The organism is Pontimicrobium sp. MEBiC01747, from assembly GCF_053601635.1.
Genome location: NZ_JBSHNS010000246.1, coordinates 1 through 15,136, shown reverse-complemented (window position 1 = coordinate 15,136; position 15,136 = coordinate 1). Strand labels below are relative to the sequence as shown.

At 29.3% G+C, this 15,136-nt stretch carries 14 protein-coding genes; 13 read left to right on the top strand and 1 reads right to left on the bottom strand.

What is annotated here, in order from left to right; translation table 11 throughout:
• The 4 genes from ACVC2P_RS08055 to ACVC2P_RS08040 form a co-directional block, all read left to right on the top strand.
• The coding region (locus ACVC2P_RS08055) for an N-formylglutamate amidohydrolase (RefSeq protein WP_452597966.1) at positions 1–657 on the top strand (657 nt) is incomplete at its 5' end.
• Entirely contained in the window at positions 657–1,823 is a 1,167-nt protein-coding gene (locus tag ACVC2P_RS08050) for a flavohemoglobin expression-modulating QEGLA motif protein (RefSeq protein ID WP_452597965.1), read from the top strand. The genes ACVC2P_RS08055 and ACVC2P_RS08050, both read left to right, overlap by 1 nt.
• A gap of 229 nt (positions 1,824–2,052) precedes the next feature.
• Positions 2,053–2,283: a hypothetical protein gene (locus tag ACVC2P_RS08045; protein ID WP_452597964.1), complete on the top strand. Its 231-nt coding sequence runs from the start codon at positions 2,053–2,055 to the stop codon at positions 2,281–2,283.
• A gap of 300 nt (positions 2,284–2,583) precedes the next feature.
• Complete coding sequence (locus tag ACVC2P_RS08040; RefSeq protein WP_452597963.1) at positions 2,584–3,618, top strand: bestrophin family protein; 1,035 nt, start codon at positions 2,584–2,586, stop codon at positions 3,616–3,618.
• Positions 3,619–4,093: 475 nt separating this feature from the next.
• Here ACVC2P_RS08040 and ACVC2P_RS08035 read toward each other — a convergent pair whose 3' ends face one another.
• A complete protein-coding gene (locus tag ACVC2P_RS08035; RefSeq protein WP_452597962.1) occupies positions 4,094–4,474 on the bottom strand; it encodes a Fur family transcriptional regulator in 381 nt (126 codons plus the stop codon).
• Positions 4,475–5,020: 546 nt separating this feature from the next.
• Here ACVC2P_RS08035 and sigZ point away from each other — a divergent pair.
• The 9 genes from sigZ (at position 5,021) to ACVC2P_RS07990 (ending at position 15,123) form a co-directional block, all read left to right on the top strand.
• The gene (gene sigZ, locus ACVC2P_RS08030) at positions 5,021–5,566 is read left to right on the top strand and encodes an RNA polymerase sigma factor SigZ (protein ID WP_452597961.1); all 546 of its coding nucleotides are present in this window, start codon (positions 5,021–5,023) and stop codon (positions 5,564–5,566) included.
• A gap of 78 nt (positions 5,567–5,644) precedes the next feature.
• Positions 5,645–6,436 (top strand): arsenite methyltransferase, encoded by a 792-nt coding sequence (arsM, locus tag ACVC2P_RS08025; RefSeq protein WP_452597960.1) that lies wholly within the window; start codon positions 5,645–5,647, stop codon positions 6,434–6,436.
• Positions 6,437–6,555: 119 nt separating this feature from the next.
• Complete coding sequence (locus ACVC2P_RS08020) at positions 6,556–7,167, top strand: hypothetical protein (protein WP_452597959.1); 612 nt, start codon at positions 6,556–6,558, stop codon at positions 7,165–7,167.
• Positions 7,168–7,172: 5 nt separating this feature from the next.
• A complete protein-coding gene (locus tag ACVC2P_RS08015) occupies positions 7,173–7,889 on the top strand; it encodes a cytochrome c biogenesis CcdA family protein (protein ID WP_452597958.1) in 717 nt (238 codons plus the stop codon).
• Between the two features lie 23 nt (positions 7,890–7,912).
• Entirely contained in the window at positions 7,913–8,812 is a 900-nt protein-coding gene (locus tag ACVC2P_RS08010; protein WP_452597957.1) for a phosphatase PAP2 family protein, read from the top strand.
• A gap of 21 nt (positions 8,813–8,833) precedes the next feature.
• Positions 8,834–10,063 carry a MalY/PatB family protein gene (locus ACVC2P_RS08005; RefSeq protein WP_452597956.1) on the top strand — a complete coding sequence of 410 codons (1,230 nt, stop codon included), beginning with the start codon at positions 8,834–8,836 and terminating at the stop codon, positions 10,061–10,063.
• A gap of 230 nt (positions 10,064–10,293) precedes the next feature.
• Complete coding sequence (locus tag ACVC2P_RS08000) at positions 10,294–11,040, top strand: LytR/AlgR family response regulator transcription factor (protein ID WP_452597955.1); 747 nt, start codon at positions 10,294–10,296, stop codon at positions 11,038–11,040.
• Entirely contained in the window at positions 11,021–13,987 is a 2,967-nt protein-coding gene (locus tag ACVC2P_RS07995) for a histidine kinase (RefSeq protein WP_452597954.1), read from the top strand. Before ACVC2P_RS08000 ends, ACVC2P_RS07995 begins: the two co-directional genes overlap by 20 nt.
• Before the next feature lie 116 nt (positions 13,988–14,103).
• Positions 14,104–15,123 (top strand): hypothetical protein, encoded by a 1,020-nt coding sequence (locus tag ACVC2P_RS07990; protein WP_452597953.1) that lies wholly within the window; start codon positions 14,104–14,106, stop codon positions 15,121–15,123.
• Positions 15,124–15,136 lie beyond the last annotated feature (13 nt).

Here is a 15,136-nt window from a genome sequence, read left to right as displayed (position 1 = left end):
CATACAGAGTACGAACGTTGGTACGAGGAAGACCCAGAAACAAAAAACATGGTTATTTCTCACCCTATCATATTAGCAGGATGCGATTCGCGTTTTGAATACGACCTAAATAGAGCGCCAGAAACAGCAATATACAATGATGCTTGGGGAAAACAACTCTGGAAAACACCATTACCAGATACCGAAAGACAAAAATCGTTAGAAAAACATAATGCTTTTTATAAAGTAGTACACTCATTAATACAAAAAATAGAATCTAAGTTTGGCCTTGCTATCGTTTACGATATGCACAGTTATAATTGGAAACGTTGGGATAGGGAAGTACCAACATGGAATCTTGGAACAGCCAATATAGACAATAACCGTTTTGGTGAAGACATAGAAGCATGGAGACAAAGTTTAAGCGAATTACAATTGCCAAATGGTATAAAATCTACTTCAAAAATTAACGATACATTTCAAGGAAATGGATTTTTCTTAAAATTCATTACACAAAACTTTCAAAATACCTTAGTTTTGGCAACCGAAATAGCAAAAGTATACTGCGATGAGTATAACTATATAATGTATCCCGAAGTCGTTTCTGCAGTAGAAAAACAACTTAGAGTGCGTGTTATAAACCATGCAAATGCATTTTACAAAAGACATAATAAATAATGATGACTGAAGATGTTGTAAAAGTCCACGGAGATTTAATTAAAATAGATAACGATTTGCACGATTTGGAGCAAAGAATAGAGTTACTTAATTATATTAATCCGTTAAATATAGAAAGCGAAAAAAAACATTTCTTTTCTTCTAAATACAACTATAATCCGCAATTTAAATACCCGAAAATTAAGTTTAATGGTTACGAATTACATAGAAAACTATTTTCGCAAAAATTAAAACGAATAAACGATGACGATATAAGAAACTTATATAAAGATATCATTTATGAATATTCTGGGTTAATAGAATGTATAGAAACAATAGGACAAGGCAAACGATTTTATTATAACAGCTTAAAAAGTTTTGGCACACCTACCGAGTGCGATATAGAAAATGCTAAATTTATTTTACGCTTTGATGATAGTGATTTTGAAGAAGATTTACTACCAATGTATAATGCAGATGATGCAATTGCCTATTTTGAAGAATACGCTAAACGTTACGATTTTGAGTATATCATAAAAAAATCGACTAACATTTCTGCAGCAGCAATGGTTTTAAATAACCAAAAAACATTAGTACTACATAAAAACCATAAGTATAGCAAGAACCAATTAAAAGTTTTAGCAAATCATGAAATAGGAGTCCATTTAGTAACAACATTTAATGCCGTAGAACAGCCTTTAAAAATATTTTCTAATGGACTACCCAATAATGTAGAAACACAAGAAGGATTAGCCGTTTATGCAGAATATATGTCTGATTGTTTAACTATTAACCGATTAAAAGAACTAGCATATAGAGTTATAGCAGCAGACTCTTTAGCCAAAGGCTACGATTTTAAATCTACTTTCCATTTGTTGCATAACCAATACAAACTAAACAGAGATAAAGCATATATAATAACACTACGTATACATCGTGGCGGTGGTTTTACAAAGGATTATTTGTATTTAACAGGTTTAAATAAAATATATAACTATGCAAAAACGGGCAACGATTTAAATGTTTTATTAACAGGTAAAGTTACTTTAGAGTATAAAGATGTTATAGAGAAAATGCAAGCATTAGGTTTAGCTAAACCTTCTAAACATTACACAGATGCGTATTTAACAAATAGTAACTCTAATAAAAACTTCGATTTTATATTAAATAGTTTAAAACTACAGTAAACCACTAAAGCTTTTGGTATTTTATAAAATTTAAAAGAAATAAAAGTTTATTTAGCCACAAATAATACAAATAATATAGTGTACAAAAAATTGCGTAATAGTTATTTACTTCCTTATTTACAAGTGCTATAAGATTTATTTATGTTAAAATAATCACAATCATTAATAAATTCTATGGTAAAACCAGTGTATTTAACTAATTTTACCCCAAAATTTGACAAAAATATTTATGGACATTTTATTAAAAGAAGCATTAGAATTTGAAAACGCTAAAATGAGTCATATGTCAACTAGTGATCGTGTAGCAGCTTCAAGAGAAGCGAAAAGGCTTATATTAGCATTAAACGAAATATATAAAGAAACAAAGGACTCCACATTAATGGACGTTATGAAGCGTTTAACTGAAAAGAAACGCAAAATTGAAAAACGTTTGCATGGTAGACCAACAGAAACTATCTAGTTACATATTATTAAAACAAAAAGCTCAATTAATTTTGAGCTTTTTTTAGGCCTAATTATTATCTAATTTAACGTATTTAGTACATATTAAATTGAGACTAATAAATTTAAAAATTATATAAATAGTTTACGTATATTTTATAATTATGCTATTATATTTTCTGTATTAATGTTCATAGGTATAGCTTTATTATTAGTAACTATTGCTACTTATGTTGTTGACCATTTTTCAGAAGAAAGAGCAGCAAATTATTATCAACACTTAAAAGATTATAAATTAAATAATTAAATCAACTCATTTATGATTATAACTAAAGGCATACGTTTCTCAACCATGTTAAGATGGTCTGGATTCCATTTTGTGTGGTTAATTCTTTTAATGGCGTCAATAGCAACTCTATATCACTTTGGTATTATTAACTTCAAGATACCGTGGGTTCCAGTATCTGTTATAGGTACAGCATTAGCATTTTATGTGGGTTTCAAAAACAACCAATCGTACGATCGCATGTGGGAAGCTCGAAAAATTTGGGGAGGCATTGTTAATGAAAGTAGAACATGGGGAATGTTAGTTGATGGTTTTGTATCTAACTTATTTGCTACTGAAAAGATATCTGAAGAAGATTTGAAAGCAACAAAACGAAAATTAATTTATAGACACATCGCATGGTTATATGCGCATAGAAGCCAACTTTTAGCAACAACTTCATGGGAACACGCCAGTCAAGGCGGACATATTGGAAGAACAGCTAAATACTATCAGAAAAAATTTGGAGTAGGTTTAATTGATGATGAAGTAACCCGAACAGAGTTGAAACTGTTTTTACAACCAGAAGAACATGATCGTTTAATTAATAATGTTAACACGGCAACACAAATTATTAATGAACAATCTAGAGCCTTACATAAACTACGAAAAAAGGGATTAATAGAGGATTTTAGGCACATGGAAATGGAAAATGTTTTACGTAGCTTTTATACACTTCAAGGAAAAAACGAACGTATAAAAAAGTTTCCACTACCAAGACAATATGCCAACATGAGTAGGTACTTTGTAGGCATATTTATTGCATTATTACCATTTACTTTAATACCAGAAATGTTTGAGTTAAGCGGTTGGGCTCAATGGTTATCTATACCCATAACAGCTTTAGTAGGATGGGTTTATATTTGTATGGAACTTGTAGCAGATTATTCTGAAAACCCATTTCAAGGCATGGCAAACGATATTCCTATGCTATCGTTATGTAGAACTATAGAAATAGACTTGAGGGAAATGCTTGGAGAAACTAACTTACCTCCAAACATTAAACCTAAAAATGGTATTTTAATGTAATTTAAAACTTGTTTTTTGCAAGTGTATACTTAATAGAACAGAGTGTATTGTGCGTAAAATAGAATTAATTATTACATAATTTAGTCATACTACGGTTATAGTTTTTACCTACAGGTATTTTATGTGTAGTAATTAAAATTTGGTGTCTTTCAATAGACTTTATCTTATCAATAGCAACAATAAACGATTTATAAACTCACAAAAAATTAGCTTTCCTAAAAATAGATGAGTAATAGGATATTTTTTAATGATTAATAATCATGTCTTCATTTAAAAACCATTTGGTATAATTACTACAAGCTTCAATATATAAGATAGTTTGGCAGGAGCATACGAAACAAATAAGCAATACAATTTAGCTGTAGAATTGGCAGAAAACAGAAAGTATTGTTTATTACAAAGCTACTTTAGAGTGGTTAAAAGTAAAATGCATGAAAGAAGAAAATCACCATGTAGAGTCATAATTGTTAACTCTTTAAACAAAACACTCTTCGCATTTACCCTGTATTAATATCTGTGAAACCTCTATTTTTCGTTTATCAATTTTTGGGATTGTAATATTTACTGGTAAACAATCTACTTTACCACAATTTGAACATTGAAAATGAGGATGATGATCTTTATGTCCCGAAACAGAACAATCACTGCACTTTGCGTACCATTTATTTCCATTTTTTCCTAGAAATGAATGTAAAATTTTATCATCTTCTAATTTATCTAAAATACGATAAATTGTAGTTTTATTCATTTGTGAACTAAGTTGCTCTACCAATGCAATAACAGAAATTGCGCTAGAATTCTTCTCGAATTCATCAAGCAATATTTTTACTGATTTAGTTTTTCTTAAAATGCCCATAATACAAATATAATATAATTTTAATGCAACTAAGTTGTATTAAAATATGTTTTATACTATATTAGCAACTTAGTTGCAATAACCTGTGAGTTATTAAAATTAGTTATTATTCTACATTTTTTGGTTAAAATGGGAAAATGAGCCTTTGGAATCTAATAATGAGGATTTTTAATCTTATAGTTGGTTAATCTATAAGAAGAAAAAAATAAATTCTAAAGGCCATTTTTTTTTATTAAACTAAATAGTAATTCATGCACATAAATTAAAGGTTTGTAATAAAATAGTTAAATCGATAACTAGACATTATTTTAATATTAAATCCTCCACAGAGTAATTCTATATTAAAATTGTACTGTAATACGCTTTACCCTATGCAAGTAAAGTAGCGAAGTACAATGTGTATTCAGTATACATATTAAAAGATATAATTAACCTTAAAGAGTTTAAAAGCTAAATAACCACTTTGGCAAACTGTCATTTAAAATATTTTGCGTCTTTTTTTATTATTTACGTCTATAAATAAATCAAAGATTTATTTTTACAACTATGAGCACAGAAATTATACACGTTTGGAATGATATGAATGACCGATTAACAAATTTTGTTAAAGGAAAAGTTAAGGACCCTGAGCTTACAAAAGATATTGTTCAAGATGTTTTTTTAAAAGCATTTACAAAGTTCGATACGCTAAAGAATAAAGAAAAATTGGTGTCTTGGATTTATCAAATTACACGTAACGAAATAATTTCTCATTTTAGAAAATTAAAATTCGACACACCTTCAGATGCTATTGAAGTACAAGACTATTCTAACGATTCACTAACTTCAGAACTAACACATTGTATTAGCCCATTTATAAATTCACTTCCAGAAAAATACAAACAAGCTATTATTTTGGCAGATATTGAAAACATACCACAAAAAGAAATAGCAGAACGGTTAAACATTTCGTATTCAGGAGCAAAATCGAGAGTGCAACGAGGTAGAGAGTTATTAAAATCTTCGTACGATCAATGCTGTGCTATATCTACAGATGTATATGGAGATGTAATAGATTACAAAGCAAAAAATTGCAACCCATCTTGCGATTAATTATTTTTTTGCGTCTTTTTTTTAAGCTAGCGTCTATAGAGTGAAAATTAAATTAAAAACACTTTAAATAGATATAGTATGTCAAAAGAAATTATAGAACACGTAAAAGAAGCTTATACAAGAGTTGCAAATTCTGGAGCTGGTTGTGGTTGTGGTCCAACAGCTTGTGGGTCGCCAGCACAAGACTGGACATTAAGCGAAAACTATTCTCAAGTTGAAGGTTATGAAGCAGATGCAGATTATGCATTAGGTTGTGGTATTCCAACAAACGATGCAAAAATTAAAGAAGGCGATACTATTTTAGATTTAGGTTCTGGTGCAGGAAACGACGTCTTTGTTGCTCGCCAAATTGTTGGAGTGTCTGGTCATGTTATTGGCGTAGACATGACCGAAGCTATGATTGAAAAAGCAAATGAAAACAAACAAAAATTAGGTTATACTAATGTAGATTTTGTTTTAGGTGAAATAGAAGCTTTACCTTTAAAAGAGAACTCTATTGATGTTGCTATAAGTAATTGTGTGCTGAACTTGGTTCCAGATAAAAAGAAAGCCTACCAAGAAGTATATCGCGTATTAAAACCAGGAGGACACTTTAATATGTCAGATATTGTGTTGAGAGGTACTTTACCAAAAGGTATTATGGAAGCTGCAGAAATGTACGCAGGTTGTATTTCGGGCGCTTTACAGCAAGAAGACTATATACAAGCAATAAAAGATGCTGGCTTTAAAAACATTAGCATTACTAAAGAACGCATTATAGATATGCCAGATAATGTGTTAATGAATTACGTATGCTGCCCAGAAGAATTAGAAAAATTCAAAACAAGTAATAATAATGTTATTAGTCTTGGTGTTTACGCAGAAAAATAATCTTTTTTTTATAACAGATTAATAACATTTTAGCCTTACAAATAAACGTAAGGCTATTTTTTTTGCGTCTTTTTTTAGATGACACGTCTATAGATTAAAATAATATAAAAATAAGGATAATGGATAATTCAAACAACACAGATTGCTGTGTACTAAACAACAATTCATCAAACAAAAATTTTGTTATAAAGAAAAAATTTGGGCTTGGTATATTAGGTCTAGCATTCATTTTTGCTTTTATAACAGCTTTTAAAAGTTCGCCTAAAGCCGAAGTATCTTGTATTAAAACGATAAATACTCCAACACTATCTATTGCAGATTTTGGATGGATAAAAACAGACAAAAAGGTGGCTTATGTCGTTTTAAAAGGTAATAATACAAGTCAGAATAAGGAAATGACCTCTAAAGTAGAAAGTATAGTTAACGAATTAAATACAACGGAAGGTTCTGCCTATTTTATTGCTTTAGAAGCAGGTAATGCAAATTATAAAGATGTGGTTTCTAAATTAAAAATAGAAAAAACACCATCTATTGTAGTTTTAGGAAAAAGTGCAACAACAATAAACACAACAGATGTAAATTCAATGAATCTAATTAGAGCCTATGATGCTGTTTTAACTACAAAGGCATCCTGTACAACCACTAAAAATGCTAGTTGCACAGGAGAAAGTAAAACGTCTTGTTCTCCAAAACAAAAAGCGGCTTGTAGTAGTTCTAAAACATTAAATTAATACAGATGTTAGAACACTTACAACAATGGACTAATGGTGTTATTGAAAGTCAATTAAATTCACCATTGTTTTTTATTGCTATTCTAGTATTGGGCCTAGTTGCGGCAGTTGGTTCTGTTTGTAATGTTGGTGTTTTGGCAGCAGTTACTAGTTATGCTGGTTCAGAAACTAGTTCTAAAAACAAAGCCTCACATTTAAAAACTGGGTTATCGTTTTTATTAGGAAACATTATCTCATTATCGCTTGTAGGAGCTTTAACAGGTTTAATTAGCGCTTCTATAGGTCAAATAGTTGGTCAATACTGGACTAATATCGCAGGTATTCTAATCGTATATTTAGGATTAATGAGTTTAGATATGCTTCCTTTTAATTTAAAAATAGGATTAAATGCCTCAGCTAAAGTATCAAAACTAGCAAATAAAAGCTTTTTGTTTGGTTTACTGTTAGGAGGTTTTGCTACAGCATGTTCTGTAGGATGCAGCCCAATATTTCCAATTATTTTAGGTACGTCTTATTTACAAGGCAGTCTTTTTTTAAGCTGGTTTACATTATTTGTATTTGCCATTGGTTATAGTATTCCTTTAGGAGCATTATTAATTGGCATTGGTTTTGGTTTCAACAAGTTTTCAAATAAACTCTTAAAAAACAAGAAAATTATTAGTCAAATATCCGGAGTTACATTAGTTGTACTAGGCTTTGGGTTACTATTAGGTTGGCTATAAAATGTAATATTAAACAATTAATTATGAGCAATTTTAAAAGAAATTTCACATTCATTTTAGTACTTATTATTACCACAAGTATATACAGTCAGAGCTCTGTTTTTTCATCAATTCACGATATAGAAGCTATAAGTAATCATTATAAAGAATTAAAGTCGTTAAGTGGCGAAAAGCGAGAAGCATTTGCAGCTATGGATAATATTGTTTATCCAACAGATAATTATTTAGATTTTATATTGGTTTATGCCTTAAACAAACCTTATTACTTAAGTTCTTCTCAAGTAAATTTTATTACTAACTCTGTTAGTTTCCCAGCTAATAGCTCGGAGCAAACAAGAGCAGAACTCGATTTTTTAATCGATTTGCAAAATAAGAGAACAGAAAAGCAAATAGAACGAGTTATGCAGTTAGCCAAAATAGGGTATTGGCCTCATAAAAATCATACAAAAACAGATGATAGATATGAGCGTAATGAAAACGACCTATTTTTTATGGCAAGAGAAGTTTCTGGAGAAAAATATAATGCTAAAGATTACCCAAAAACAGCAAAATTATTAAAAGGAGTAATGCATGATGCCCGTTTAATAGAATTTGCCGTAAAATTCAACCTATTAAGAGCAAGACCTTATCATTTAGATAAAAATATAAAGCCTTTAAGTGAAATACCAACACCATCATTTGCAAGTGGTCATACACTTTGGGCTTATATTCAAGCCTATACTTTAAGTGAATTAGCGCCAGAAAAAAGAGCTGAATATATTGCGTTAGCTTACAACATTGGTTTGTCTAGAGAAATAATGGGTGTACATTTCCCTAGTGATGAAGAAGTAGCAAGGCAAATTGCCCATAAAACATTGATGCTTAGTTGGCATACCGAAAAGTTTCAAAACGATTTTGAGGCAGCAAAAAAGGAGTGGAACTAATTAAATTTATAAAAAAGGAAAATGAGTCAATTTGATACAATACATAACGTAGAACATAACTTTGCAAAGTATAATCCAAACTATTTAAAAAGCATGTTTGGCGCAACAGAAGTAATGCCTATGTGGATAGCAGATATGGATTTTGAAATAGCAAAACCTATTCAAGATGCTTTACAAAAATTGGTAACTAGAAATATTTATGCTTACGAGTTTAATACTGGAGCTGTTTTTAAAGCCATTACAGATTGGAATTTAAAGCGTCATCAATTACAATTAAATCCAAAAGCGTTTGTGCAAGTTTCTGGAGTTTTAACAGGGATTGGGGTGCTAATTAGAGAATTATCTAAAGAAGGAGATGGTATACTTGTACAAACACCAGTTTATCATCAATTTTTTAAAGTTATTGAGTCTGCAGGTCGTAAAGTCGTTTATAATAAATTAAAAATCGTTGATGGTAAGTATCAAATGGATTTTGAAGATATAGAACGCAAGCTTAAAACATTAAATATTAAAGTAATATTGCTTTGTAATCCTCATAATCCAATAGGTCGTGTCTGGACAAAAGAAGAATTACAAAAGCTAGTACATTTGGCTAACACGTATAATGTTACTATTATTAGTGATGAAATTCATTCAGATATAGTGTATTCAAAATCAAGATTTAATAGTATTGTTTCATTAAAAAGTAGCGAAAACCATATCGCCGTTTTAGGGTCACCAGCCAAAACATTTGGTATGCAGAGCATCTCTAATGGTTATATATATATTCCAAATCAAGACACATTAAAACAAGTAAAGTACACCATTGGTTCTTTATATTTAGATCATGGAAGCATCCATTCTGCAAATGCAACAATAGCAGCATACACAAAAGGCGGGGAGTGGCTTGATGATTTATTAGTGTACCTTGAAAAAACAATGTATTGGATTGAAAATTTTATTCAGAATGAATTACCAGAAGTAACATTTTTTAAGCCTGAAGGCACCTACCAAATATGGTTAGATTTTAGTAAACTTAACGTATCTAATGCAGCGTTAAAACATTTGTTAGTGCATCAAGCAAAATTAGCTTTAACCCCAGGAGATTGGTTTGAAAGTTCACACACGCAATTTATGCGCATGAATGTAGCTTCTCCATTATCCAAAATTCAACAAGCCTTTCATCAATTAAAAAGCGCCATAGATGAAGGTATAGATTGTTCTTTTAATGAAGAGGAAACAAATAATGATTGTTGTTCTGCTTCATGCTAAATTTATAATGGCTTTATGATAAAATAAAGGGATATGATACTTTAATAATAAGAGGAAGATAAGCAGGGCTTTTTGTTGCTTACTTTTTAAGAATTTAATAATACAGGTTTAAAATAACTTCTTTTTTAAAGAATTACTTTTATCTACAATTTGTACTTGCTTACAAACCCAAATTACTCCTCATTAGGTCTTTTAAAGAAATTTCAATGCTATTGGATATATTTGTACCTATGACTGTAATAAAAGCAATACTTATAGATGATGAACAGAGAGCCAGAGACGTTTTGGTAAGTTTATTAAACAGAGCCACTACAAATATAGATATTATTGCTACTTGCAGTAATTTAGAAGAGGGTATAAAAAAAATAAAAGATCTTCAACCAGATGTTGTTTTTTTAGATGTTCAAATGCCTAACTATGCGGGTTACGAAATTGTACGTTTTTTTGATGAAATAAACTTCGAAATTATATTTGTAACCGCATACGATCAATACGCTATAAAAGCGTTTGAGTTAAATGCTATTGATTATTTAGTTAAACCTATTGATAGAAATAAATTAAATATCTCACTTGAAAAATTACAAAAAAAGTTAAAACAACAAAAGCAATTAATTGATTACCATTCATTATTAAAAACTATAAAAGATAAAAACTATAAAAAAATAGTGCTTCCCGAATTAGGTAATAGACATATTGTTGATTTAAAAAATATTATTGCTCTTGAAGCTAGCGGTGCATATAGTATTATACACTTAAAAGAAAATAAAAAAATTACTACGAGTAAAAACCTTAAATATTTTGAAGAAATCCTTTCAAAAGAATCTTCTTTTTTTCGCTCTCATAGAGGATGGGTTATCAACTTAAATTTTGTAGATTCTTTAAATAAAACAGATTTAGTTGTAATTTTAGCAAAAGGTAGTCTTAAAGTAAAAATATCAAGAAACAAGATAGAAGATTTTGAAAAAGCTCTTAAATAGTTTTCTATTAAAAATAATACGCTTCCAAGCTAAAGTTTTAATACTAATACTTTTTTTTACTTCTTTTATACTGCATGCACAAAAACCTACAGCAATACACCTCTCAGAAAAAGAAGGATTACCCGATAAAGAATTTTATGATATCCTAGAAGATAGTAAAGGTTTTATATGGCTATGTGCAGATAAAGGACTGTTTCGTTATGATGGCAAAGAATACAAGAGTTATACCAATACCAAACAAAGAGGTTTATCAACTTTTAACATTCAGGAAGATAACTTAGGCAATATATGGTGTAATAATATTTCTGGACAGTTTTTTTATACGGAAAACAATCAATTAAAACTTTTTATAGATTTAAAAAAACAACTAAAAGGAGAATTAGCAAGTTTTATTATTAAACCTAATTATTTATGGGTATTTACTGCGATAAAGATTTATAAAATAAACATAAAAACTAAAGTTATTAGTGTTATTAATGATCCTACAAAACGTTATGGAAATCCTTTTGTACATAATAAGGCTATTTTTTTGGGTTCTGACGATTTCATCTCTAAAATCTCACCAGACAACTCCCTTAAAAAATTAATAAAAATAAACTTAGATATTAAAAACAAAAACGGAAGGAGAATTGTTCAAGGAAAATCTCAAATATTTAAAGTTGAAACTTCTCTATTTTTTAGGCAAAATAGAGCAGGTACTAATACTTTTTTTCAATTTGATGTTTCAAAAAAAAGTTTTCAGACTGTAAAAGGATTAGAAAATATTGCTAATAACTTAATTTATGAAACATATGTAATTAATAATAAAATTTGGTTTGGAACTAGAACCGGAGTTTGGGTGTATGAATATATTGGGAAACGTTTTCTTTTTAAAAAGCACTTTTTAAAAGATAAAAATGTCACTAGCATCATAAGAGATAAAGATAATAATTATTGGTGTACTACACTAAACACTGGTATATATATTATTCCTAATATTAATATTGAAAAAGGTAATATCTCAACTATAAATAAAAACATTAGTAGTTTAGATAAAATAAATGATAGTATCCTATTATTTGGACTCAAAAATGGTAATATAGGTTTTTATAACACTCATAATCATCTACCAAAAATTATAAACTTACCTACTAAGGATAGAGTTTCTAATCTTATATACCATCCAAGTGGAAATATTATTGTAAGTAAAGATCAATCGTCTTATATAATAAACTACAAAACCCTTAAACGCCTAAAAACTAGAATGTTTAACAATGTAAAAAGCTTTTTAAACTTAGGTAAAGGTGATTTATTATACACAAATCATATTCAAGCTAAATCTATCAATGAATTTGCTATCAAAGAAAACAAAGAAATATTTAAATTTATTTCTGACGAAAAAAGAACCTATACTTCTTATTATGATAAGAAAACTAGAGAAGTTTATATTTCTTATGTGGATGGCTTAATGGTTTATGACAGCGTTTGGAACGCTAAACGAATTCAATATAAAAACAAAACTATTTACGGTAAATCTATAACAAAAACAGCAAATGGTGTTATTTGGGTTGGTACTTTTAAAAATGGTATTTTCAAAATAAAAAATAATTCCGTAATTAAACATTACACTACTAAAAATGGATTAACATCAAATAGCATTCAAAAAATTAAAGCAGATGAAAATGAATTATGGATTGCAACAGATAATAGCATTCAAAAGTTTAATAGTGCTACTCTACAATTTAAAAAATTAACAAAAAAAGAAGGCATTCCTTCTTATGATATCTCTGGTATAGAATTCGTTAACGATAAAGTATTTTTCTCTTCTAATGTTGGATTATTTTCTTTAGACAAGAAAAAAAGCTTTAAAACATATAATCCAGATGTTTATTTTAACATTTTTCAAATTAATGAGAAAGATACGTTGGTAAAATCAGGATATGTTTTAAATCATACTCAAAATACTATAAAAATCGGGTTTAATGTTAAAGGTTTTTCATTTAATCAAAACGGAAAATACAAATACCGATTACAAGAATTAAATAATAATTGGACCACTACAGAAACAGGAATAAGTACCATAAAATATAATAGTTTACCTTCAGGAAAATATACATTTCAGGTACAACCATATATAGACGGTAGCCAAAAAGAATATGCCATAAAAGAGTTAGAATTTACAATAAAAGAAGCGTTTTGGAAAACTTGGTGGTTTATTTTAGGCGTCTCATTATTTGTTTTTGGAAGCGTCATCCTATACTATAAACAAAAAATAAGAAATAAAGAAAAAGAACGCCTTGCACAATTAGAAAAAATAAACTTAGAAAAAGAATTAATTTCTCAGAATTTAACAGCCTTGCGCTCGCAAATGAACCCGCACTTTATATTTAATGCCTTAAATTCAATACAAGATTTAGTTTTAAAACAAGACACAGATACATCATACGATTATATTGTGTTATTTGCTGAATTAATAAGAAATACACTTAATTATTCTAGTCAAGATTTTATTCCATTAGAGAAAGAAATCGAGTTTTTAAATATCTATTTACAATTAGAAAAACTACGTTTTGGAGACGATTTTAATTACCAAATATCTTCTAACCCCAATGAAGCCTTAGAAATCCCCTCATTACTAATTCAACCTTTTATTGAGAATGCTTTAATTCACGGATTAATGCATAAAGCAGGAAAAAAAGAACTCTCTGTAACATTTAATTTTACTAATAATGTATTGCAATGCGTTATTACAGACAATGGTGTAGGAAGAGAAAAAAGTAAAGTAATAAACAAGCGCCAAGGTAACCAACACGAATCGTTTGCTTTAAATTCAATAAAAAAGCGTTTAGAAGCCTTTAAAAAACAATATGATGGTAATATAGGGTATCATATTGAAGACTTATATAAAGAAGGAACGGCTATAGGTACTAAGGTAATTGTTTCAATGCCATTTAAAACGTTATTTTGATTAGATGAAATTGTATTATTAATCTTTTTTACAAACTCAAAGTGCTATTCATTAACTAGTTTCTCTTAAAACAAGTGTTATACGTTAATATTGTTAGAAACTTAAAAAAATATATAATGAAAAAAGTACTTTTATTAAATATTTGCATCTTATTTGCAATTACATTACAAGCACAAAAATCATTCTTTGAAGCCCTTGAAGCTAATGGAGAAAATGTAATTTACGAAGGTTTTGCTGGTATCTCTCCAAATGGAGGTGGTACCTGTAAATTTGCAAGATCGCTACCTAAAGTTAACATAAGCATACAACGTATAGGTACAGGAATTCCTGTTGGTTTTGTTGGAAAACCAGTATCGAAAGATTGGGGAGAAATAGGTGAGACAGAATTAAGTGATTATGGTAGAATGGATAGTTACCCACATACCATGTATATGAAACATACCCATACAAAAGAAGGCTATGTTATTATAGACGATATTATTTTTGTTTTAGATAAAATTCCAGATGAAGGATTACCTTCGGTTAACGATATAACTAAGATTTACGTACTAGTTAAAAATGATAAAACTACTACTAATAAAAAAAAGAAAGGCGGACTTCTAAGGAAAATGAAACAGAAGTTTAAAAGTGCAGGACTTAGCCCAACTCATAAATACTTAAAAAGTGTAAATCTTGTAGAAAAGTTTACCAATTATGTAAAAGCTATGCAAGCAAAACAAAATGCCTATACACTTACCGTTAAAGATAAAAACGATATTGCTAAAATTAAAGCAGCACGTAATGCAGGAGATGCAGAGATTAAACGTTACAACGACTCTATAAAAGCAACACCAGAGTATAAAGATTTACAGAGAAGAATAAAGCAAAACGAGCAAAATTATCAAAGCGCAAAAGCAAGAAATAAAGTAACACTCCAAAATAATACAGGAAACACCATTTATATAGGTAAATCTGGGAGCCGTAATCGAGGAACTAAAATTGAAAGTGGTAGTACAGCAACTTGGAGTTGTGATGTAGATGCTTACTTGCAAACAGAAACAAAATCTGGTGGAAGCTATAATTATAGCACTACAAATAATAAAGTCTATAGCGCAAATTCAGGATGTGGATCTACGATCGCTATTAATGGTGTTTAGTAGAAAGTAAGGA

Coding starts and splice junctions, on each gene's coding strand:
- ACVC2P_RS08050 (WP_452597965.1), top strand. CDS start 657: ATGATGACTGAAGATGTTGTAAAAGTCCACGGAGATTTAATTAAAATA.
- ACVC2P_RS08045 (WP_452597964.1), top strand. CDS start 2,053: ATGGACATTTTATTAAAAGAAGCATTAGAATTTGAAAACGCTAAAATG.
- ACVC2P_RS08040 (WP_452597963.1), top strand. CDS start 2,584: ATGATTATAACTAAAGGCATACGTTTCTCAACCATGTTAAGATGGTCT.
- ACVC2P_RS08035 (WP_452597962.1), bottom strand. CDS start 4,474: ATGGGCATTTTAAGAAAAACTAAATCAGTAAAAATATTGCTTGATGAA.
- sigZ (WP_452597961.1), top strand. CDS start 5,021: ATGAGCACAGAAATTATACACGTTTGGAATGATATGAATGACCGATTA.
- arsM (WP_452597960.1), top strand. CDS start 5,645: ATGTCAAAAGAAATTATAGAACACGTAAAAGAAGCTTATACAAGAGTT.
- ACVC2P_RS08020 (WP_452597959.1), top strand. CDS start 6,556: ATGGATAATTCAAACAACACAGATTGCTGTGTACTAAACAACAATTCA.
- ACVC2P_RS08015 (WP_452597958.1), top strand. CDS start 7,173: ATGTTAGAACACTTACAACAATGGACTAATGGTGTTATTGAAAGTCAA.
- ACVC2P_RS08010 (WP_452597957.1), top strand. CDS start 7,913: ATGAGCAATTTTAAAAGAAATTTCACATTCATTTTAGTACTTATTATT.
- ACVC2P_RS08005 (WP_452597956.1), top strand. CDS start 8,834: ATGAGTCAATTTGATACAATACATAACGTAGAACATAACTTTGCAAAG.
- ACVC2P_RS08000 (WP_452597955.1), top strand. CDS start 10,294: ATGACTGTAATAAAAGCAATACTTATAGATGATGAACAGAGAGCCAGA.
- ACVC2P_RS07990 (WP_452597953.1), top strand. CDS start 14,104: ATGAAAAAAGTACTTTTATTAAATATTTGCATCTTATTTGCAATTACA.